The following is a 21,050-nucleotide window of genomic DNA, read 5'->3' as shown; positions in this document are numbered from 1 at the left end:
ACATCGCCGACTACATCGTCAGCTTCTACAACAGCGTGCGTCTGCACTCCACACTGGGCAACTTGCCTCCCAATGCCTTCGAGCAGCAATCGGCAATCACACAACCTATCGGGCTGTGCGAAATAACTTGACCAGGACAGTGTCGTGCTCCAGCAGGCTGTAGAGCGCGCCGAGCGGGTCGTAGGCGTGTTCGCCGCCCGCCTTGTCGATCTCGTCCACGACGATGAGCGGATTCGCGTAGGCGCCATCCACCAGCGTCTCGAACACCTTGCCCGGTCGCGCCCCTTTCCACTGGCTTGACGCGCACGACAGCACCCAGCCGGCGGTCAGCGAACTCATCGAGACGAAGCCCATGCCCGTGCCAAGCAGGTGCGACAGCTCGCGGGCAAAGTGCGTCTTGCCCACGCCGGGCGGGCCGAGCAGCAGCATCGGCGTGATCTCCAGCGCGTCGCCGCTGTCCTCGCACAAGGCCAACTGGCGGCGCACGTCGTCGAGCACCGGGTGGAAGTTGGGCAGCTCGTCGTAGAGGTGGTCCATCACCGGCAGGCCGGAGGGCTTGACCTGGAACCGCTCCGGGCCTTTTTCGAGCATGCGCTCGTAGGTGGAGCGCAGTTGTTCGTGGTCCTTGGGGGCCAGCTTGGTCAGCCGGCGCTCGACATCGTCGAGCCGGTAGAGGTGACGCATCCGCGCAATGGGGATGGTGCAGACGAGATCGGTGCAGCGTTGGCTCAAGGAAACCTCCGGAAGACACGTCAGGGGTGATGACACCCGTCGTGACTAGCATGCCGCAAGCCAGGTTCGCGGCACAGCGGGGAAGCACCCCCAATCGTGGGCAGTTCCACGGACTGATCGGGGGCCGCGGTTCTGGCGGTGCCTGCAGGCTTCAGCTTTGCGTGCGCCTGCCGAAAGCCGTGGACGTTCCTTGTTCCTGGAAGGCTCTGAGGTCATGGTCTGGCGCCGACTTTTGCATGCGCTGTCGATGCGTGCACTGCCTTGCCTGCTGTGGAGTCTGCTGGCGGTGCTGTGGCTGGGCGCTGCCCCGGCGCGGGCAGCGGCCGTCGATCCGGCTGCCCGCGGGCTGATCGTGCTGACGGACCGGCGCCAGACGGTCGAGGTCTGGCCGGCCGTGTCGGTGCTGCTCGACCCGAAGGGATCGTGGACGCTGGACGAGGTCCGCCTGCGCTTGCCCCAGCGCTGGCGTCCCGACGTGCCGGAATCGAACTTCGGCGAGCGCCGGGAGGCGGTCTGGCTGATCTGGGAGGTGGAGCTGGCGCCGTCCGCCACCGGGGCGTGGCTGCTGGACGTGGCGTATCCGGCGCTGGACGAGGTGGATCTGCACGTGTTGCGCGATGGCAAGCCGCTGCACGAGGCCTACCAGCGTGCCGGGGACACCCGGCCGATGTCCTGGCGCACACTGCCTGCCCGCACGCACCTGCTGCCGCTGGACCTGGCACCTGGGCGCTACACGCTGCTGCTGCGCGTGGCCACCACCGGCAGCCTCATCACGCCGCTGCACCTGGTGACACCCGAGCAGTACCACCAGCACGACGCCCGCGTGCAATTGCTCCAGGGCATCTCGTCGGGGGTGATGCTGTGCCTGCTGCTGTACAGCCTGGCACAGTGGGTCAGTCTGCGCGACCGGATGTTCGCGTACTACAGCCTCAGCATCTCGGGCATCGGCTTGTTCCTTTTCTCCTTCAACGGGCTGGGGCTGCAGCACCTCTGGGGCGAGCACGTGCGCGTGTCGGAGGTGCTGTCGCCCGCCTGCGTGCTGCTCAGCTCGGCCGGGGCCTTCCTCTTCATCGACCGCGTGCTGGACATCCAGAGCCTGTCGCCGCGCATGTCCCGGGTGATGCACCTGGGCGCGGCGATCGCCTTGACCTCGATCGCACTGCTGCTGACCGACCTCTTCGGCTACCGCGAGGCGCAGCAGGTGTCCAAGGTCCTGGGCCAGTTGCCGATGTTCCTGGCCCTGCCGTTTGCCTGGACACGCTGGCGCCAGGGGGATCGGGCGGCTGCCTATGTCTTCCTCGGCTGGGCGCTGTATGCCGTCAGCGGGGTGACGATGGGTCTGCTGGTGACGGGTCAGGTGGCGGCCACGTTCGTGACACTGCATGCGCTGCAGGCCGGCTCGCTGGTCGAGATGGCCCTGTGGCTGGTGGTGCTGGGCATGCGGGTCGAGCAGTTGCGTGGCCAGGCCGAACTCGCTACCCGCGATGGCGAGCGCCTGCGCCGCCTGTCCGAAACGGACGCGCTGACCGGGCTGCTCAACCGGCGCGGGCTGCAGGCCGCCGTCGCTCCGCTGATGGCTCGGCAGCGCCCGGCTCGGCTGGTGGCGTTCTATCTGATCGACCTCGACGGGTTCAAGCAGATCAACGATCGCCAGGGGCACGACGTGGGCGACGAGGTGCTGATCGAAGTCGGCGTGCGGCTGCGCACCCAGGTCCGCGACGGCGATCTGGTGTCACGCACCGGAGGCGACGAATTCGTCGTGCTGGTGGGTGATCTGCCCGACGCCGCCGCAGCCCAGCGCATCGGTGCTGACCTGCTGCGGGCGCTGGTGGCGCCGATGCAGGTGCGCGAGGTGTCCTGCGAGGTTGGGGCAACGATCGGCTACGCCCTGGCCCCGATCGACGGCAGCGAGATGGCCACGCTGCTGCGGCGTGCCGACCAGGCGATGTACCTGGGCAAGCAGTCCGGCAAGGGCCAGGTCCGCCGCCTTGAGTACTGCGGTTGAACCCGGGTGGACGTGGCGTGCCAGCCGCGACATACTTTGCCCGCCCGGTTCGAAGGAGTTCTCATGAGCGATCTGCTGCACACGGTGTCTTCCCGGTCTCGACGCGTCGGACCTGTCGTCCTGCTGGTGGCCACGCGCAAGGGTGCGTGGATCCTCCACGGCGATGCCAGACGCCAGTCCTGGCGCATCGACGGTCCGCACTTCCTGGGCCATGTCGTCAGCCACCTCGTGCTGGACCCGCGCGACCGCCAGACCCTGCTTGCGGCGGTGCGCACCGGGCACCTCGGCCCGACGATCTTCCGCTCGACCGACCTGGGCCGCACCTGGACCGAGTCCACGCGCCCGCCCGCGTTTGCCAAGGCCGCCGCGGGTGAAACCGGCCGTGCTGTCGATCACACCTTCTGGCTCGCCCCGAGCGTGGCCAGCGAGCCGGGGGTCTGGTACGCCGGCACCTCGCCGCAGGGGCTGTTCCGCTCCGAGAACGGCGGCGTGACCTGGGCGCCGTTCTCCACGCTCAACGACGACCCGCAGTTCCGCAAGTGGATGGGCACGGTGCAGGACGGCACGCCCGACGGCCCCAAGCTGCACTCCATCCTCGTCGATCCGCGCGACCCGAAGCACCTGCACATCGCGATGTCGGGCGGAGGGGTCCACGAGTCGGTCGATGCGGGCCAGACCTGGACGCCCCGCGTGCGCGGCATGGCGGTGGTCGGGGGCTTCGATCCAGCGGACATCACGTTCCACGATCCACATTGCGTGCGGCGCTGTCCGACCCGGCCGGACCGGCTCTACCAGCAGAACCACTGCGGCATCTACCGCCAGGACCGGCCGGACGCCGACTGGGTCTCGATCGGCGGAGGCATGCCGGCCAAGGTGGGCGCGATCGGCTTCCCGATGGTCGTGCATCCGCGCGACGCCGACACCGCGTGGGTGTTCCCGATGGACGGCTCCGATGTCTGGCCGCGTGTCAGCCCGCAAGGCAAACCGGCCGCCTATGTCACCCGCAACGCCGGCCGCACCTGGCAGCGGCAGGACGCTGGATTTCCGCGCAGCCAGGCGTGGTGGACCATCAAGCGCCAGGCGATGTGCGCCGACGCGGGAGATCCGGTGGGGCTGTACCTGGGCACCACCAGCGGCGAACTCTGGCTCAGCCGCGACGAGGGGGCCGACTGGGCGCCGCTGATGCAGCACCTGCCGGAGATCTACGCGCTCGACGTGGTGGACCTGCGGTGAAGGGCATGAAGGTGCTGATCCCGTCGGCGCTGCAGTCCTACACCGGCAGCGCGCTGGTCGATGGGACGGGCGACACGCTGGACGCGGTGCTGTGTGACCTCGACGGGCGTTTTCCAGGGCTGCGGTTTCGCATCGTCGATGAACAGGACCGCATCCGCCTGCATCTGCGTGTCTTTGTCAACGGGCGGCCGATGTTCGACATCACCGCGCCGCTGCCACCGACCGAGCAGATCAACTTCGTCCTGGCCTTGAGCGGCGGCTGATTCCAGCTCCAGCGGCCTTCTCGGGCGCGTCTAGCCGGGCAGGACCAGACACGCTGCCCCGACAACTCCCGAGTTCTGGCCCAGCGCCGCTGCCACCACTGGCACGTCCCGAAAGGGGGGCAGTGCCCACGACCGGATGTGTCTCTTGATGTCGGGATGCAGCAGATCGAAGCCGCTCGACACGCCCCCGCCGAGCACGACCCGCTCGGGGCTGTACAGGTGCAGCAGATTGACGATGCCCACGCCCAGTTCGGCCGCTTCGTGTGCGACGAGATCCAGGGCGACTGTGTCCCCGGCTCGGGCTGCAGCGAATACCTGCGGTGCTTCCAGCGCAGCACCGTGCGCCGCCAGGGTGCTGCTCGGTGTCCGGGCTGCGCGCCGGCGTGCCAAGGTGCCCAGTGCGGTGCCGGATGCCTGCGCCTCCCAGCAACCCCGGTTGCCGCAACTGCAGGTCTCGCCCTGTGGTGCGGTGGTCATGTGGCCGATGTGGCCCGCCAGTTGACGCCGGCCGCGCAGCACTCGGCCGTCGGCGATCACCCCGCCGCCGATGCCGGTGCTGACCGTGACGTAGACGAAGTCGCTCAGCCCGTGGCCCGCGCCGAACCGCCATTCGCCGATGGCGGCGCCGACCCCGTCGTTCTCCAGCACCACCGGCAGCCGCAGCGCCTCGGTCAGCCAGGCCACGATCGGCACATCGACCCAGCCCGGCAGCGTGGGGATGCCCAGCACGACCCCGGCCGAGCCATCCAGCGGACCCGGCGAGCAGACGCCGACCCCGGCGAGCGCGTCCGGGTCAACGCCTGCGGTGACCTCGGCCACCAGTTGCCCGATCTGCTGCACCACGGCGCGCGGTCCGCCCGCTGCGTCCGTGCGTGTCGCGGCGCGTGCCAGCAGGGTGCCATCCGCGCCGACCAGCGCGGCGCGCACCTGCGTGCCACCGAGGTCGATGCCGATCGCCAGCGGATTCATTGCGCCGCCAGCCACGCCATGCGTGCCGCCAGATCCGGGTCACCAAAGGCGAGCGAGCCCAGCACGACCGCATCGGCCCCTGCGGCGCGCAGCCGGGGCACCGTTTCGTGCCGGATGCCGCCGTCGGCCACCACCACCACGCGGTGTCCCGGAGCGGCCTGACGCACCAGCGCCCGGACTTCCCGCAGGCGATCGAGTGCGTCGTCGTGCAGGCCCTTGCCCTTGACGCCGATCGAGGTGCCGAGCAGGGTGATGAACTGGACGTCCTGGAGGTAGGGCACCAAGGCGGTGACCGGCGTCTCGACCTGCAGCACCAGACCCGGCATGCAGCCGCGGCTGCGGATCAGGTCGAGCGCACCGGCGGCCACGCTCGGGCATTCGGCGTGGACGGTGATCACGTCCGCGCCAGCGTCGGCGAACTGGTGGATCTGCGACGCCAGGATGGCGTCCGACACCATCAGATGCACGTGGATCGGCGCCGCGCTGGCCGCCCGCACCCGCGCGAGCAGGTCGGGAAAGAACAGGAAGGCTGGCGCGAAATGCCCGTCGGCCACGTCGATGTGCAGCAGGTCGGCATGGGGCTGGATGCGGTCCAGGTCCGCGCCGATGCGCAGCAGGTCGGCGGACCAGACGGAGAACTCGGCGATCGGGCGGGCGGTGGGCAGCCGGTCGAACCAGCCTTCGGGGGGTCTGTTCATGGGGGCAGGTTCCGGGTGAACCGCCGGATGGCGGTGTGCAGGTCGTGGACGTAGGCGTCGCGGCTGACGGACTTGGGGGTGATCTCCACCAGCTCGGCCTGTGGCAGCAGGGCGGCCAGCCGGCGGGCGTGGTCCATGGGGTGGATGGCGTCGGCTTCGTGGCCGATCACGAGGGCGGGCACGGTGACTGCCCGCACTTCGTCCGGACTGACCCCGGGACCATCCGCCGCGATGCGCTGCAGGAGTGCGGCCGTGACCGCCTGGGGCTGCCTGTCGAAGAAGCCCATCAGCGAGGCCAGGTTGTCGGGGGACTCGGCGGCCAGGCGCTGCGCTGTGGCACCTTGCGCGAAGCGGGCGCGGGCCTGCTCCGGCGTGCAGCGGGCCAGCCACTCGCCCACCTCGGCATTGGGCTGCATGTTGGCCGGCGCGGACTCGGTGACCCAGGCCGGGCGGACCAGGATGAGCGCCCGCACCAGCGCCGGCCGGCGTACCGCGATGCGCAGGGCCATCGCCGCGCCCATCGAGATCCCGCCCAGGACGATCGGCGCCAGCCCCTCGCACTCGATCAGCGCGACCACGTCGTCGGCAAAGCTGGCGATCGAGAGGTCCGCGATCGGGCCGGCGGCCGTGCGGCCGTGGCCCCGGCATTCCAGTGTCCACAGGTGCAGGTCGGCGTCGTCTGGGAATGCCTCGGTGGCCTGTGCTGCGCTGCCGCACAGGCCGTGCTGGAACACCACCGGCACACGGGCACGGCCGGAGTTCATGCAGTGGCCTCGATGCCCGCCTCGCCCATCACCCGCCGCAGGAACACGGCCACGGCCGGCGCCTCGGCGGCGGTGAGGCCGTGCGTGATCAGCGGGCCGCTGAACCCGACCGTCTTCAGCGTGGCGAGGTAATGCGGGTAGTCGAGCACGCCCTGGCCGGCGGTGGCGAAGCGGCCGTCGGCGTGGCGGTCCTTGGCGTGGCCCATGCAGATCCGGTCGGCCAGCAGGTCGATCGCGGCCGACACGGTGTCGCGCTGCTCGGCGGGCGTCGCCACCTCGAACAGATTGGCGGGGTCGAGCACGATGCGCAGGCGCGGGCTGCCGAGCTGGTCGATCAGATCCCGCGCACGCCGGGCCGAGTTGACGACATTGGCGAGTTCCGGCTCGATGCCGAGCAGCACGTCGTGTCGGTCGGCGATCGCGATGGCCGTTTCCATCGACTGCAGCAGATCGCGCCACGCCTCGGGGGTGTGGTTGTCGGGGTGTTCGCGCCACTGGTCCTGGGCGTCGCGGGTGCCGGTGCACAGCGTGATCAGCCGCGTGCCCAGCCCTGCGCAGGCGCTGGCCAGCACGTCCAGCCTCGCATGGCCGGCCTGCCGCACGGCCGCGTCCGGGTGAACCATGTTGTAGGTGCCCGAGGCCGCGGCGATGGCCACGCCCCGGGCCTGCGCCGCTGCCGCGACAGCGAGCGCCACACCCGGCGCGATGGCCTCGGGCATCGCCGGCAGGCCGGAGCAGGCCAGGTTGTATTGCGCCGCAGAGAACCCCGCGCGCCGCACGGCGTCCAGCACCGTGGCCGGATCCTGGCCGTCGAACGTCTTCGAAAAGATGCCGAGCTGCACCACCGGCCTCACAGTCCGCCGTCCACATCGGCCAGTCGCACCGACTGCCCGCTCTCGGCGCTGCGGGCAATCGCCACCATCGCCCGCACCGACGCGATGCCGTCGTTCACGTCGGCCCCGGTCATCGGCGCGCCGTGCAGCACCACATCGGCGAAGCCTTCGAGCTGGCGGCGATAGAAGTGCCCATCCGCGCCGAGCACGCGGCGCGTGGTGCCGTCGCGCTCGTGGAAGACATCTACGTCGCTGCTCTTGTAGTACCAGGGGTTCCAGGTCTTGCCAAGCACGCTGCCGTGCTGGCCGTAGATCTGGAAGCCCTCGTGCCAGTCCATGCGCACGGCGACGGTCAGGTCGAGGTGGCCGAGGGTGCCGTTGGCGAACTCGGTCTCGACGAACCAGCAGCGGGCGCCAAACCGCTCGGACAGGCGCGCCCGCACCGACACGATGTCGCCGGCCAGATAACGCGCGGTGTCCACCAGGTGGCAGCCGTGCGCCAGCATCAGGTAGCGGCGCATGTCGGCCTTGGGGTCCACGGCCGGCTTCCTGCGCGCGGCGCTGGTGACCATCAGCGGCTGCACCGCGTCGGTCATCGGGTAGCGGTGGGTGGAGTCGCAGTACCAGACCTTGATCGCCAGCATCTCGCCCATCTCGGTGTCGATGAAGGACTTTGCGGCCTGCAGGCCGGCGTCGAAACGCTTCATGTGGCCGACCTGCAGCACCTTGCCGCTCTGGGCCACGGCGCGTTGCAGCGCCTCGGTTTCCTCGACCGTCACGCCCAGCGGCTTCTCGGACAGCACGTGCTTGCCGGCCTGCAGGGCCTTGATCGACGCCGGGACGTGGAAGGCGTCCGAGGTGGCGACGATCACCGCCTCCAGCTCCGGGTCGGCCAGCATGGCGTCGTAGTCGGCGTAGCTGCGCCGTGGCTGGTGGGTCCAGGCCATGCGCTCGCGCAGGTCGTCGGCCACGTCGCAGAGGGCGTACAGCTCGGCGTTGCGGGCCTTGGTGCAGCTCTCGAAATGCGCGGCCTGGGCGATCGGTCCGCAACCCAGCACGCCGACGCGCAACAGACGGGTTTCTTTCTGGGGCATGGAGGGGCTTTCCGGACTACTTGACGAAGGTATTGAGCTGGATGATCGGCAGCAGCACCGCCAGCACGATCACCATCACCATCGCGCCCATCACCACGATCAGCAGTGGCTCCAGGATGGTGGCCATCTGCATGGCGCGGCGCTGGACCTCGGCGCCGAGCTGGGTGGCGGCGCGCTGCAGCATCACCGGCAGCTCGCCGGTCTGCTCGCCCAGGCGGGCGAACATCGACAGCAGCCCGGGGAAACGTTTCTTCGACGACAGCGCCGAGGCCAGCGGCGCGCCTTCCCGCACCTGCACCAGCGCGGCCAGCGCGTCGGCCCGCATGGCGCGGTTGGACAGCGTTTCGGCCGCCGCCTGCAAGGCTTTCAGGATCGGCACGCCCGAGCCCGCCAGCATCGCCAGCGTGCCGGCGAAGCGCGCGGCGTTGTAGCTGCGCGCCAGCCGGCCGACGATCGGCAGTGTCAGCACCATCGCGTCGAGCCGCTCGCGGGTGGCTTCATTGCGCCTGGCGACCACCAGCAGCCCGCCTGCGCCGATCAGCGCCAGCAGCAGCGCCCAGCCCCAGTGGCGCAGAAACGCGCTCAGCGCCAGCATCGCGCTGGTGAGAAAGGGCAGTGCTTTCTTGCTGCCCGCGAACACCTGCGCGACCTGCGGCACGACGTAGGTGACGAGGAAGATGACGATGACGATCGCCACCACCGACACGATGGCCGGGTAGAGCGTCGCACCGACCAGCCGCGACTTGAGCGTCTGGCGTTCCTCCAGATCGTCGGCGAGCTTCTCCAGCACCCGGCCGAGCTGGCCACTCTGTTCGCCCGCGGCCACGACGGCGCGGTAGACATCGTCGAATTCACGCGGAGCACTGCCCAGTGACTGGGCGAAGGGCGCGCCGCCGTTGACCTCGGCGCGCAGGTGGGCGAGCAGGTCGCGCTGGCGGGGGTCTTCGGCTTCGTCGGCGAGTGCGGTCAAGGCCCGCTCCAGCGGCAGGCCGGCGCCGACCAGCCCGGCGAGCTGGCGGGTCCAGATCGCCAGCGTCGTCGCCGAAAACACCCGCCGCCGCATCATCGAGCCGCCCGCCGCCGCCGTGGCCGCCGCTTCCGAGGCGACCGGCTGCACGTCCAGCGGCACCAGCGCCCGCGCCCGCAGTTGCGAGCGCACCGCCTTGGCGTTGTCGCCGTCAAGCAACCCGGTCTGGGTCTTGCCAGCGGCGTCGAGGGCTTCGTATCGGTAGGCGGGCATGGGTGCGGTGTGTCGGGGTCAGTCGCGGGTCACGCGCATCAGCTCTTCCAGCGATGTGATGCCGGTCGCCACCAGCCGCTCGCCGTCCTCGCGCATCGAGCGCAGGCCGCCGGCACGGGCCGCGGCGATGAGTTCGGCCTCGCTGGCACGGCTGTGGATCAGGGCACGCACGGCGTCATCGACCACCATCAGCTCATAAACCCCCGTGCGGCCCTTGTAGCCGCTGTGGCCGCAGGCGTCGCAACCGACCGGGTGCCAGCGGCCGTCCTCGCCCGGGCGCTTGCAGGTCGTGCAGAGCTTGCGCACCAGCCGCTGCGCAAGCACGCCCAGCAGCGACGAACTCAGCAGGAACGGTTCGATCCCCATGTCCGTCAGCCGCGTGACCGCACTCGGCGCGTCGTTGGTGTGCAGCGTGGCGAGCACGAGGTGGCCGGTCAGCGAGGCCTGCACGGCGATCTGCGCCGTCTCGTGGTCGCGGATCTCGCCGATCATGATCACGTCCGGGTCTTGCCGCAGGATCGCCCGCAGCGCCTTCGCAAAGGTCAGATCAATCTTGGCGTTGACCTGCGTTTGCCCGATGCCCGCGAGTTCGTACTCCACCGGGTCTTCCACGGTCAGCACGTTGGTGGTGCTGGTGTCCACCTGGCCAAGCGCAGCGTAGAGCGTGGTGGTCTTGCCCGAGCCGGTCGGGCCAGTGACCAGCACGATGCCGTGCGGCTGCTGGATGCGGGCGGAGAAGCGCGTGTAGGTGTCGCCCTGCATCCCCAGACCCGGCAGCGAGAATTTCGCCTCGCCCTTGTCCAGCAGGCGCAGCACGGCCCGCTCGCCATGCACGCTCGGCAGCGTCGAGACCCGCACGTCGATGGCGCGGCCACCGATGCGCAAGGAGATGCGGCCGTCCTGCGGCAGGCGCTTCTCGGCGATGTCCAGCTCGGCCATGATCTTCAGCCGGCTGATCAGCGCCGCGTGCAGCGCCTTGTTCGGCTGCACCACCTCGCGCAGCGTGCCGTCCACGCGGAAGCGCACCGCCGATGAGCGTTCATACGGCTCGATGTGGATGTCGCTCGCGCCGTCCTTGGCTGCCTGCGTCAGCAGCGCGTTGAGCATGCGGATGATCGGCGCGTCGTTGGCGGCTTCGAGCAGGTCTTCCACGGCGGGCAGGTCCTGCATCATCCGGCTCAGGTCGACGGCGCTTTCCACCTCGCCGACCACCGCTGCGGCACTGGATTCACCGCCGGCATAGGCTTGGGCGATGCGCTGGGCGAGGCGTTCGGGGGCTTCGCGCTCGATGGCGTCCACCGCGTGCAGGCGCAGCACCTCGGCCAGCGCAGCACGCGGGGCCTCGGCGTCGGCCCACAGCACCAGGCGGTCGCCATCGTCTTCGAGCAGCAGGCGCTGGGCCTTGGCCCAGGCGTAGGGCAGGGGATGGCGCACGTTCAGCGGCCCGGAGTCGAGGCAGAGGGCGCGGTCGGCGTGGCCCGTTCGCCGCGGCGCAGTTCGGGCAACACCGGTGCCTCGTTGATGCCGAGCACCGCCGAGGGCTTGGGCTGGCCGTCCTGCTGGCGGGCGCGGATCAACTCGTAGCGGTCGAAGGTCAGCGCGTTGGCATCCTCCTGCGTGCGCATCACCACCGGGCGCAGGAAGACCAGCAGGTTGGTCTTGATGCGCTTGCGGTTCTGCGCCTTGAACAGGTTGCCCAGCAGCGGGATGCTGGCCAGCCCCGGCACACGGTCTTCGCCGTCGGCGTATTCATCCTTCAGCAGCCCGCCCAGCACCATGATCTGGCCGTCATCGACCACCACCGAAGTCTCGATCGAACTCTTCTCGGTCGAAGGACCAGCGCTGGACGAAGTCGTGCCGGCGATGACGCTGGAGTTCTCCTGGTAGATCTGCATCCGCACGGTGCCGTTCTCGCCGATCTGCGGCTTGATGCGCAGCGTCAGGCCCACGTCCTTGCGTTCGATGGTCTGGAAGGGGTTGGCCGAGCCATTGCCCGTGCCGGTGTTGGTGAAGCTGCCGGTGATGAAGGGCACGTTCTGGCCGATGACGATCTTGGCTTCCTCGTTGTCGAGGGCGACCAGATTCGGGGTCGAGAGGATGTTGGCGCCGGTGCTGCTTTCCAGGAAACGCGCCAGCGCGCCGAGCGTGTAGATGCCGTTGAGCGCCTGGATCAGGCCGACGTTCAGGCCAGCACCCAGATTGACGCCGGTGCTGGTGGTCGATTGCGACAGCGTGACGAGGTTGGAGCCGGCGCCGCTGGTCGAGCTGTAGTTGGTGCCGGCGATCACGCCGTACTTGTCGCCGCTCTTGCCCAGCAGCCCCTGCCACTGGAAGCCGAACTCGGCCGCCTGGCTGGCGTCCATCTTGACGATCATCGACTCGACATAGACCTGCGCACGGCGGGCGTCGAGCTGGTCGATGACGGCGCGGAGCTGGCGGTAGATCGGCTCGGGGGCGGTGATGATCAGTGCGTTGGTGGCCGGATCGGCCTGCACGAAACCACCCGTGGATGGGCTGGCCGAGGCGCTGACCGGCGTGGTCGATTGCGCCGAAGCGCCGGAGCCGCCCTGGCCGCCGATGGCTGCAGCCATGCCACCGCCGCTGTTGGCGGATGTCGCGCCCAGGCCCGTGCTGGCACCGCCAGTGCTGCCGCCCGACGTGCCGCTGCCACCCGCGCCATAGGCGGCGCGCAGCACGGCGGCGAGCCGGGTCGCGTCAGCGTTCTTCAGGTAGACGACGTAGATGTTGCCGGCGGGGCCGCCCGTCGGACCAGGCCGGTCGAGCTTGTCGATCACGCCGCGCACGACGGCCAGCCGCGCCGCGTTGGGCGCCCGCACCAGCAGCGAGTTGGTGCGCGGGTCCGCGATGATCGACACGCCGCCGGCCATCGCCGCCGGGGCGCCGGGTGTGCCGCCGGACGAAGAGTCGGCGAAACGCTGGACCATCGGTGCAAGGTCGGACGCCGAGCCGTTCTTGATCGGGATGACCTCGACGTCGGTGGCTGCCGGTGTGTCCAGCGCGGCGATGATGCGGGCCAGGCGCTGCAGGTTGTCGGCGTAGTCGGTGATGACCAGCGTGTTGTTGCCGGGGTTGGCGTTGATGGTGTTGTTGGGCGTGATCAGCGGGCGCAGCACGGTCACGAGGTTGTTGACGTTCTCGTGCTTGAGCGGGAAGACCTGCGTGAGGATCTGGTCGCCGGAGCGCATGACGTTGCCGACCGAGACGGTGCCCGTCTGCAGCTTGGCCTCGGCCTCGGGCACGACCTTGAGCAGTCCGGCCACGTCCACCACCGTGAAGCCCAGTCCGCGCAGCACGGAAAGGTAATTCAGGAACGCTTCGCGCTCGGTCAGCGGCTGTTCGCTGTAGAGCGTCATCTGGCCGCGCACCCGCGGGTCGACCAGGATCTGGCGCTTGACGATGGCCGCCATGGCCCGCGACACCGCTTCGATGTCGGCGTTGACGAAGTTCACCGTCACCTTGGCCGTGGCGGGTGCTGTGGCGCGGCGTGACTGCTGCGCCTGCAGCGGCGCGAGGTGGCCGAGGGCCAGGGTGCCGGCCAGCGCCGCGGCGAGCACGCGGCGCGGGGCGGAGGGACGTGGGCACAGCGTCATGGTCATCCGATCGTGAGCAGGGAGCGCGCGCCTTGGCGCCGTCCGATGATGTTGAGCAGGTTGTTCAGGGCGGGGCGGTCGGCGTCGGTGGCGGTGGCCTCGCCGCGCAGGCGCAGTCCGCCCTGGCTCCAGCTGCCGGTGCCACTGAGCCGCAGGGCACCGTCGAGCGTGTCCAGCGTCACCATGGCGGTGCCGGCCTGGGCAGGGTCGCCGCTGAGCGTGACCCGGTAGCTGCCCAGACGGGGCAGCGTGGTCAGGCGGGAAGAGAAGTCGCGTAGCTCCAGCCCCGCGCTGCCGGCCATCGCGAAGCGGCCTTGTGCCCAGCGCAGCGACAGGGCCTGCGTGGTCAGCCGCAGCGCGCCACCGGGGCGCAGGGTGTTCCACGGTGTGCCGAGGCCGACCAGCCACGCCGCTGGCCACTGCCCGACCCAGTCGCCCTGGTCGGCCCGACTGGGTTGTACCGCCACCTGCACCTGCCCGAGGCCAGGGCGCACCAGCAGCAACTGTTCGCCGTTGAGGCAGCAGTCGTGCTGCAGCGCCAGACGCACGGCGGTGCCAGTCGGGCGCAGTGTCCAGCGGATGCGGCCGGGCAGGGCACGGGCGTCGCGGCTGCCGGCACCGGCGCCGAGAATCAGCACTGCGTCGCCAGACCAGACCGTGCCTTGTGCGTTGGCCAGCAGCACACGCTGTTGCGTGGCGGTGGCGACAGCCTGGGCCAGCCAGTGCGCGGGGGCGAAGACGACGAGGGCGATCAGCGCGCCGACGATGGCGCCGACCACGGCCCAGCGCCGGCTGGCGCGCGCTTGCGCCACCCAGCCGTGGCTGGCGGCCTTGCGGCTGGTGCTGCCGAAGATCGACGGATGGGCCGAGGGCTGGTAGGTCGGGCGCCAGGGAATGCCGGGGAGGGCCATGGGGACTCGGCTCCTGTTAGCGCGGTGTCGGCGCAGGGGGCGGCAGCGTCAGCACGAGACTGCCGCTGTAGCCCTTGCCCGTGCGGCCGAGCTGGGCTTCGAGCACGCGGACCCGTGCGGCAGCGCGCACTTCGGCCAGCCACGCCATCATCGCGGCCGGCTCGACGCTGGTGAAGGTGACGTTCACGCGCTCGCCGCTGCGTTGCAGGCGGGCCGCGGCGCCCAGGCGTTCGGTGGCCGATTGCAGTGCGGCGTCCGCCTGGGCGGGATCGACGGGCGGCAAGGCGCGCAACTCGCCGGCCTCGGTGGCCAGGCGTTGCATCTGGACGAACTGGGCGTCGAGCGTGGCCTGCTGCGCAGGCGCGGTACGCAGGGTCTTGAGGGCAGGCTGCACGCCGAAGCTCCAGACCAGGAACACCAGCAGCAGCCCCAGCCCCAGCGTGGCGCCGAGCTGCTCGCGTGGCGCCAAGGTTTGCCAACGCTGTTGCAGGGGGGCGAGTTGCTGTTGCAGTGCGGCGGAGCGCGACAGGGCGGGCTTCATCGGGTGGCTCCAGCGGCGGTCGGGCGGCTCAGGGTGATCTGGTTGTCGGCGTTCTCGACCATCCAGCCAGCCGGCTCCAGCGTGGCGCGTATCTGCGCCAGCTCGGCCGCACCCACGCCCGGCGCGCCCAGCGAGAGGCGACCGTTTTCGTAGCGCAGCACCTGGGGCGGGCGGCCGTCGGGCCAGACGCTGGCAGCGGCCTGCAGCAGCGGCTCCAGGTCGGTGTCGCCGGGGCGGCCGGCGCTGGCGCGCAGCAATTCGTTCTCGCGGGCCATCTGCAGTGGCGCGTCCAGCACGGCGCGCACCTGCGGGTGCGTGGTGCGCAGGAGGTTGGCGACTGCGGTGCGGCGCGTCTGCAGTTCGCTGCGCTGCATCCAGGCCCAGGCGTTGAGGCCGACCAGATGCGCCAGTGCCAGCCCGATCAGCCCGAGGCGGACTGGCCGCCAGCCTGGCGTGAGGAACTGCTTGCCGGCGTCGCGCAGCAGCGCCAGCCCGCGGTGGCGCGCGGCCAGCTCGAACTGGCGCAGGTTCCAGCCACTCTGTGCCGAAGCCAGCAGGCGCGCGGCGGCGCTGAGCACTTGCACTGGCTGGCCCAGCCAGCGTTCGGCCGGTGCAGCGGCGGCCGGATCGGCGGTCCACAGCGTGTTGTCGGCCAGTGGTTCAGGCAGCAGGCCGCGTGACAGGCTGCCCTGCAGCGGCCAGGTGCTCACGCCCTGCGCATCGGCCCAGGTCAGCAGCGTCTTGGGTTTGTCGTCATCGAGGGGCACATGGAAATGCCCGTGTGCCTGCGCGTCGGGCCACAACCCAGGCACCACCCGGTCCACCACCACGCCGGCGCTCTCCAGCGCCGCCAGTTCGCCCGTCAGCCAGGCCCGGTCGATCGCGGCGACCCAGGTGTCCTCGCCGGGGCGGGCATCCGGTGCCAGGCTCAGGTGGAGCTGGTCCACCTCGTCGAGCACCTGCTCTTCCAGCATCCCGGCGAGCGCCGCGCGCAGGCGGGTGGCCGGGGCTTTCGGGCACGTCAGGCGGTGGAAGGCGACATCGGCCGGACCCAGTACCGCCACCACGGCGGTGGCCTTGGGCAGCAGCGGCGGGGCGCACTGCCCTTCGGACTGGATCGACTGCCCGTCCGGGCTGAGCACGAAGGCCAGCTCGGCCCGGACACCCGGTGCCTGCGCGGACACACGGGCCTGCGGATGCAGCCGGGTGCGGGTGGGCAATTGGAGGACGAGCAGGCTCATGGATGGGGGTGACGTGTCTGGCCGATTGTAGGTGCGGGTCGGTGGACGAACCGTGAGAGGTGGCCGATCCCGCGGACTGCGCTCATCGCTGCAGCACACTTTCCAGCTCGCTCAGGTCGCGCATGCGCTGGGTGGACAGGGTGCGCACCTCGCGCCCGTTGCGCTCCAGCAGCGAACGCTGGGCGACGGTCACCTGGTCCAGCCGCAACGCGCCATAGACGATGAAGTAATTGGTGTTGACGCTCACCCGCCGCGCGTCGGTCAACGCACGTTCGCCCAGCACGGCCTTGGCGTCCGCCGGGCTTTTCAGATGCTCGCGCAGCCGCGATTGCACCAGCCGTTCGGCGCTGGCCAGGTCGATGCCTGGCAGCACGGCGGCGATGACCTCCTTGGGCGCCGTGTTCAGGTTGACGGGCGTTTCGCGTGGCAGCAGCACGACGTAGGGTTTGAGGCGCAGGACCGTGGCGGCGTCCAGCCCCAGCCAGCCGAGGTCCTCGACCGAGGTGGGCATGAGCGGCAGGGTCGCGGTGCCGATGCTGGCGCCGGAGTCCGGGGCGGCTTCGGTGGCGCTGCCCGGCGTGGCGCGGCGCAGCGCCTCGGCCAGCCGCGGTGCCACGTCGCCGTTCAGGCCGAGGAAGCCGCACAGCCGCTCCAGCGTCTGCAGCTCGCTGCGGCTGACCTTGCCCTGCTGGATGAGGTTGCGCAGGTTGTAGCGCGACTGGGCGTCCTCGATGCGGCCGGACAGGAAAGCGTCCGGTGCGTCCCCGGCCATCGATGTGTCGGCGGCGAGGAAGGTGGACAGCCGGGCCTCGGCCAGCGGGGCGGCCCACGGCTCGCCGAGGTGGTCGGCGCCGCCTTCGCGGGCGTCCTCGCGCAGGATCATGCGGGTCCAGTCGAGCGCGCCCTGCAGCACCCATTGCGACTGGGTCTGCGCCCGCTCGGCCGCTTCTACCTGCAACGCGCGCCACTGTTGCCAGACCATGCCGGAGGCGAGCGTCGCCACGACGGTGACGATGAGCATCGCGGTGAGCAGGGCGGCGCCGCGCTGGCGCCGTGAGGTTGCAGGCCGCGTCATGGGTGGATCAGCCTCACCTCGCGGGTCAGCGTGCCGTCGGCCGCCCCGCCTGGCGCGAAGCCGATCACCATGCGCAGCCCATCGGGCAATGCATCGTGGTTGACCGCGACCGGCGGCGCGACGCTGACCACACCGTTGCCGTTGTCGTTGCCAGGGCCGGACGCACCCGGCTCCGGCGGCGGCGGATCGACCGGCGCGGGTGGCGCCTGGGCGACGTCGCCGCTGGACTGGGCATTGCTCCAGCCGTTGCTGCTGGTCAGGAAGACGAAGAGCTGCCACTGCGCGATGTTCTCCAGCATGGCCAGCGTGCCGGGTTCGTTGCCGAGCAGCTGGTAGCTGCGCATCCAGCCATCCTGCAGCGTGTCGAGTGCGTTCGAGGTGGGGGCGCTCCAGCGGTAGAGGGTGCCGCTGCGCAGGGTCCAGGCCACCACCTGCACGCCCTCGGGCTGGCGGCGCGTGAGGCGCAGCGTCGCGCCGTCAAAGTTCAGCCCCGGCACCACCTGGGTGTCGATCACCTCGTGCACGTCGGCTTCCCACTGGGCGAGCACCGTCTGCAGGCGCAGCAGCCGGTCCATGCGCAACTGGGTGGATTCGCGGCTGCGGGCGATGGCGTCCACGCCCTGCCACGCCATGGCCGACATCAGCGCCAGGATGAACAGCGCCACCATCACCTCGATCAGGGTGAAGCCTCCGAAGCGGGCGGGGCGGGAGGGAGTGACGGACTGGGGCATGCGCATCGAAGCTGGGCGACTCAGAGACGGGACATCACGGTGGTGTAGAGCAGCAGGTGCTGGCCTTCGAGGTCGAGCATGTGGACGTCGATGCGGCGGAAGAGCGGGTTCGGTGTCGGGCGGACCGCCACGCGGCCCAGGTAGGTCTGGCCGACCTGTTCGCAGCTGAATTCGCTGTCACCGACCGGTGGCAACTGCCGCTCCAGCCGCAGCCGGGTGAGGTAGTTGTCGGCACACCATTGACCAGCCAGCGTGTCGGCCAGCCGCTGGGTGTTGCCCGTCAGCGCACCGGCGGCCTTGATGCCGGCCGCCAGCGTGATGGCGACGATCGCCAGCGCGACCAGCACCTCGATCAGCGTCAGGCCCCGCTGGCCCGTGTCACTGCGGTGCGGGGGCATCGGCAATCACCGCGAAGGCGCTCAAACCATCGGTGGACAGGCGCAGGCGCTTGTCGTCGAGCTGCAGGGTCAGGGTCTGCGGCGGAATCACCGGCTCGGGGCCGAGCACCAGGCCGTTCTGTCCCGCCGGCAGCACCACGCCGATCTTGCCGGCCAGTTCGGTGTCGGACCAGCGTTCGGGCAGGCCGTGGCCCTCGGGCAGGCCGGTGAAGTGGAAGTCCGGGGCGGGCTGGTCGGGGCTGTCGCTGGCGGTCTGGCGGGGCCGGCCGGGGATCCAGCGGACGGGGGTGCCGAGCGAGCGCGCCTGGACCCGCGCGGTTTCGAGGATGGCGATCAAGCGGGTGGCCTCGCGTTCCAGCCGCGTGCTGGCCGTGTCCGGCAGGGCCAGCGTCACAGCCGCACTGGCCAGCGCGATGATGGCGACCACCACCATCAGCTCCAGCAGGGTGAATCCGCGGGCGCGCAGCACCGGTTGGTTCACCGGATCACTGCCAGGATCCGACGTCCGCGTCCTTGCCCTCGCCGCCGGCCTGTCCGTCTGCGCCGTAGCTGAACACGTCGATCGGGCCTTTCACGCCAGGATTGGCAAACTGGTACGCACGTCCCCAGGGGTCATTGGGCAGCTTGTCCAGCGTGGGTTTCCAGTTCGGCGGGATCGGGCCGGTGGCCGGCTTGGCGACCAGTGCCTGCAGACCTTGTTCGCTGGTCGGGTAACGCTGGTTGTCGAGCCGGTAGCGTTTCAGGGCTTCCATCAGGCTGTTGACATCGGTGCGGGCGGCAGTGACCTTGGCCTCGTCCACCCGGTCGAGCACGCTCGGCACGATCAGGGACGCCAGCACGCCGATGATCACCAGCACCACCATCAGCTCGATCAAGGTGAAGCCGCGCTGGGCGGCGTGTCGCAAGGATTTCATGAATGTGGGATCCGAAGGGCACTGAGAGCAGCGGGGCCGTCGATCATAATCCGCCCCCATGGCAGCACGTTGGACAGCATGGTTGGTGTGGGCGGCTCTCGCGGGCAGTCTGGTGTTCTGGGGCTTGCGCCTGTTCGCGCGCCCCGGCGCGGTGCCGACCCAGGTGCAGACCGTGGCGATCGACCAGGCGGTGCGGGGCGATGTGCTGCGCCTGCTGGGGGCCGTGGCGCCTGTGGGGGATGCCGTGGCACCGCCGCCTGCGGCCGCGGCGCGTTTCAAGCTCGTCGGCGCTGTGGCCTCCACGGGAGCGGGCCCTAGCTGGGCGGTACTTTCGGTCGATGACCAGCCTGCCCGTGTCGTGCGGCTGGGTGCGTCCGTGGATGGGCAATGGGTGCTGCAGGGCGTGACCGCCAAGGGCGTGAGCCTCGGTCCGGCAGGCGCTGCCGCACTGCTCACGCTGGAGCTGCCTCAATTGCCACCGCCCGCCACTGGCACGTTGCCGGGCGCTGCGGTCGGGGGCGGTGTGCGGCCACCGGGGACAGGACTGCCGGCGCCGTCCGGGCAGGTCCAGATGCCGCCGCCGATGCAACCCCCTCTCCAGCAGGACCCGGTCGCTGACCAGGCTGGCAGCGTCACCGGCGGCGTGGTCGATCCGAACCAGGCCCGCTGACACACCAACGTCACGGCATGTGGATGAACTCGCGGCCGATGTCGTCGGACGGCGTGGTCTGCTCGGGTTCGCTGTTTGGCGGCAGTGGCTCCACAGGATCGACCACATCCGTCAGCAACGCAGCGGCAGCCCGCACCAGGGGCCAGCTCAGCGCAATGCCCGTGCCGTCCAGGCTCTCCAGCCCGAGTGCGAGCAATGCGGTGCTCTCGAAACCGGCCAGCACGGTGTCGAGCCCATGGTGGTCCGTACTGCGGCAGAACAGGCAGTAGTCGATCACCGGCCCGGCGATGTGGGTCGCAATGAGCAAGGCCGCGCACGCGGGCAGGCCATCCACGAGGATCAGATGCCGCTGCTCGGCTGCCTTGAGCATGGCGCCGACCATCATCGCCATCTCGAAACCACCGAAGGTGGCCAGCGCCTGCACGGGATCCTCGATCAGGCCGTGCCGGTTCAGGGCCGTCTGCAGCACGGCCATGGTGTGCTCCAGCTCTTCGCGGTCCATCTGCGGGCCAGCGTAGACGAGGTCACGCAGCGGACGCCCGGTGACCCGCGCGATGACCAGTGCGGCTGACTCGCGCGCACCCACCCCAAGCCCGGCGCAGCCCAGTACATTGCCCGGCAGCGCCTGTGCGATCTCCATGCCGGCGCGGATGGCGGAGTTCACCTGGTCGAGCGACATCGCGGCGGTCAGGCGGCAGTTGCGTGTGCCATGGGCGATCTTGCGGGAGATTACCCCTGGGCCGACCGGCAAAGGCGTTGCCAGACCGGCATCGACCACGCTCACGCTCAGACCCTGCTGGTGGGCGAACAGCGGCAAGGGCACCCGGTTCTCCAGCACGTCGTGGACCTGCGAGGTGGTGCTGAGGTGCTGCGGCGGATTGAGATCGACCGCGATGCCGTGGTCCCCGACAAAGAGCAGCAGCTGGGGCTGGCGCAGGCGCGGGCGCAGTGCGTTCTGCAGCAGACCGATGCGCATCGCCAGTGGCAGCAGCTCGCCCAGGTGCCCCGCCGTGCTGACCCGGCGCCGCAGCTTGAACTGCAGTGCCTCCTGCAAGGCGGGGTGGGCCGTCGAAGGGATCAGGGGCGTGGAGTCAGGGCGCATGGCCGGAGATTGTGCGCGTACCCTC

General features: G+C 70.3%; 21 protein-coding genes and 1 pseudogene. 4 read left to right on the top strand and 18 right to left on the bottom strand.

Annotated features, from left to right (window positions below; genetic code table 11):
* Nucleotides 1-138 precede the first annotated feature (138 nt).
* Nucleotides 139-684 (bottom strand): annotated as a pseudogene (locus tag RMP06_RS18840) (AAA family ATPase); the annotation flags it as partial.
* 295 nt (nt 685-979) lie between these two features.
* Between RMP06_RS18840 and RMP06_RS18835 the strand changes: the two are divergent.
* From RMP06_RS18835 to RMP06_RS18825, 3 genes are all read left to right on the top strand, one after another.
* Entirely contained in the window at nt 980-2,737 is a 1,758-nt protein-coding gene (locus tag RMP06_RS18835; RefSeq protein ID WP_310463334.1) for a diguanylate cyclase, read from the top strand.
* A 63-nt stretch (nt 2,738-2,800) separates the two neighbouring features.
* Nucleotides 2,801-3,970, top strand: a complete 1,170-nt coding sequence (locus RMP06_RS18830; RefSeq protein ID WP_310463333.1) for a beta propeller repeat protein — start codon at nt 2,801-2,803, stop codon at nt 3,968-3,970.
* A gap of 5 nt (nt 3,971-3,975) precedes the next feature.
* On the top strand, nt 3,976-4,233 hold the full coding sequence (locus tag RMP06_RS18825) for a ubiquitin family protein (RefSeq protein WP_310463332.1): 258 nt from the start codon (nt 3,976-3,978) through the stop codon (nt 4,231-4,233).
* Between the two features lie 30 nt (nt 4,234-4,263).
* On the opposite strand, the gene RMP06_RS18820 is transcribed toward RMP06_RS18825, so the two are convergent.
* The 16 genes from RMP06_RS18820 to gspG form a co-directional block, all read right to left on the bottom strand.
* Nucleotides 4,264-5,202, bottom strand: a complete 939-nt coding sequence (locus RMP06_RS18820) for an ROK family protein (RefSeq protein ID WP_310463331.1) — start codon at nt 5,200-5,202, stop codon at nt 4,264-4,266.
* The gene (locus RMP06_RS18815) at nt 5,199-5,900 is read right to left on the bottom strand and encodes a ribulose-phosphate 3-epimerase (RefSeq protein WP_310463330.1); all 702 of its coding nucleotides are present in this window, start codon (nt 5,898-5,900) and stop codon (nt 5,199-5,201) included. Before RMP06_RS18815 ends, RMP06_RS18820 begins: the two co-directional genes overlap by 4 nt.
* Nucleotides 5,897-6,664 (bottom strand): alpha/beta fold hydrolase, encoded by a 768-nt coding sequence (locus RMP06_RS18810; RefSeq protein WP_310463329.1) that lies wholly within the window; start codon nt 6,662-6,664, stop codon nt 5,897-5,899. Before RMP06_RS18810 ends, RMP06_RS18815 begins: the two co-directional genes overlap by 4 nt.
* Nucleotides 6,661-7,506: a sugar phosphate isomerase/epimerase family protein gene (locus tag RMP06_RS18805; RefSeq protein ID WP_310463328.1), complete on the bottom strand. Its 846-nt coding sequence runs from the start codon at nt 7,504-7,506 to the stop codon at nt 6,661-6,663. The genes RMP06_RS18810 and RMP06_RS18805 overlap by 4 nt, the downstream gene beginning before the upstream one ends.
* An 8-nt stretch (nt 7,507-7,514) precedes the next feature.
* Nucleotides 7,515-8,591, bottom strand: coding sequence for a Gfo/Idh/MocA family protein (locus RMP06_RS18800; protein ID WP_310463327.1), 1,077 nt, complete (start codon nt 8,589-8,591; stop codon nt 7,515-7,517).
* 16 nt (nt 8,592-8,607) lie between these two features.
* Complete coding sequence (gene gspF, locus RMP06_RS18795; RefSeq protein WP_310463326.1) at nt 8,608-9,831, bottom strand: type II secretion system inner membrane protein GspF; 1,224 nt, start codon at nt 9,829-9,831, stop codon at nt 8,608-8,610.
* An 18-nt stretch (nt 9,832-9,849) separates the two neighbouring features.
* Nucleotides 9,850-11,265, bottom strand: a complete 1,416-nt coding sequence (gspE, locus tag RMP06_RS18790) for a type II secretion system ATPase GspE (protein ID WP_310463325.1) — start codon at nt 11,263-11,265, stop codon at nt 9,850-9,852.
* 2 nt (nt 11,266-11,267) lie between these two features.
* Nucleotides 11,268-13,442: a type II secretion system secretin GspD gene (gene gspD, locus RMP06_RS18785; RefSeq protein ID WP_310463324.1), complete on the bottom strand. Its 2,175-nt coding sequence runs from the start codon at nt 13,440-13,442 to the stop codon at nt 11,268-11,270.
* 2 nt (nt 13,443-13,444) lie between these two features.
* A complete protein-coding gene (gspN, locus tag RMP06_RS18780; protein WP_310463323.1) occupies nt 13,445-14,353 on the bottom strand; it encodes a type II secretion system protein N in 909 nt (302 codons plus the stop codon).
* 16 nt (nt 14,354-14,369) lie between these two features.
* Nucleotides 14,370-14,894 carry a type II secretion system protein GspM gene (gene gspM / locus RMP06_RS18775; protein ID WP_310463322.1) on the bottom strand — a complete coding sequence of 175 codons (525 nt, stop codon included), beginning with the start codon at nt 14,892-14,894 and terminating at the stop codon, nt 14,370-14,372.
* On the bottom strand, nt 14,891-16,135 hold the full coding sequence (gspL, locus tag RMP06_RS18770) for a type II secretion system protein GspL (RefSeq protein ID WP_310463321.1): 1,245 nt from the start codon (nt 16,133-16,135) through the stop codon (nt 14,891-14,893). The genes gspM and gspL overlap by 4 nt, the downstream gene beginning before the upstream one ends.
* A gap of 82 nt (nt 16,136-16,217) precedes the next feature.
* On the bottom strand, nt 16,218-17,210 hold the full coding sequence (gene gspK, locus RMP06_RS18765; protein WP_310463320.1) for a type II secretion system minor pseudopilin GspK: 993 nt from the start codon (nt 17,208-17,210) through the stop codon (nt 16,218-16,220).
* Nucleotides 17,207-17,941: a PulJ/GspJ family protein gene (locus tag RMP06_RS18760; RefSeq protein WP_310463319.1), complete on the bottom strand. Its 735-nt coding sequence runs from the start codon at nt 17,939-17,941 to the stop codon at nt 17,207-17,209. Before RMP06_RS18760 ends, gspK begins: the two co-directional genes overlap by 4 nt.
* A gap of 20 nt (nt 17,942-17,961) precedes the next feature.
* A complete protein-coding gene (gene gspI, locus RMP06_RS18755) occupies nt 17,962-18,339 on the bottom strand; it encodes a type II secretion system minor pseudopilin GspI (protein WP_310463318.1) in 378 nt (125 codons plus the stop codon).
* Nucleotides 18,320-18,820, bottom strand: coding sequence for a pilus assembly FimT family protein (locus RMP06_RS18750; RefSeq protein ID WP_310463317.1), 501 nt, complete (start codon nt 18,818-18,820; stop codon nt 18,320-18,322). Before RMP06_RS18750 ends, gspI begins: the two co-directional genes overlap by 20 nt.
* A 4-nt stretch (nt 18,821-18,824) precedes the next feature.
* The gene (gspG, locus tag RMP06_RS18745; RefSeq protein ID WP_310463316.1) at nt 18,825-19,253 is read right to left on the bottom strand and encodes a type II secretion system major pseudopilin GspG; all 429 of its coding nucleotides are present in this window, start codon (nt 19,251-19,253) and stop codon (nt 18,825-18,827) included.
* A gap of 58 nt (nt 19,254-19,311) precedes the next feature.
* On the opposite strand from gspG, the gene RMP06_RS18740 reads away from it, so the two are divergent.
* On the top strand, nt 19,312-19,923 hold the full coding sequence (locus RMP06_RS18740; protein WP_310463315.1) for a type II secretion system protein N: 612 nt from the start codon (nt 19,312-19,314) through the stop codon (nt 19,921-19,923).
* Nucleotides 19,924-19,933: 10 nt separating this feature from the next.
* Here the strand turns inward: RMP06_RS18740 and RMP06_RS18735 are convergent, their stop codons facing one another.
* Nucleotides 19,934-21,025, bottom strand: a complete 1,092-nt coding sequence (locus tag RMP06_RS18735; RefSeq protein ID WP_310463314.1) for a nicotinate-nucleotide--dimethylbenzimidazole phosphoribosyltransferase — start codon at nt 21,023-21,025, stop codon at nt 19,934-19,936.
* Nucleotides 21,026-21,050 lie beyond the last annotated feature (25 nt).

The sequence above is a fragment of the Sphaerotilus sp. genome (genome assembly GCF_031429695.1).
Lineage (GTDB): Bacteria > Pseudomonadota > Gammaproteobacteria > Burkholderiales > Burkholderiaceae_C > Sphaerotilus.
This window is presented reverse-complemented; position numbering and strand designations above follow the sequence as displayed.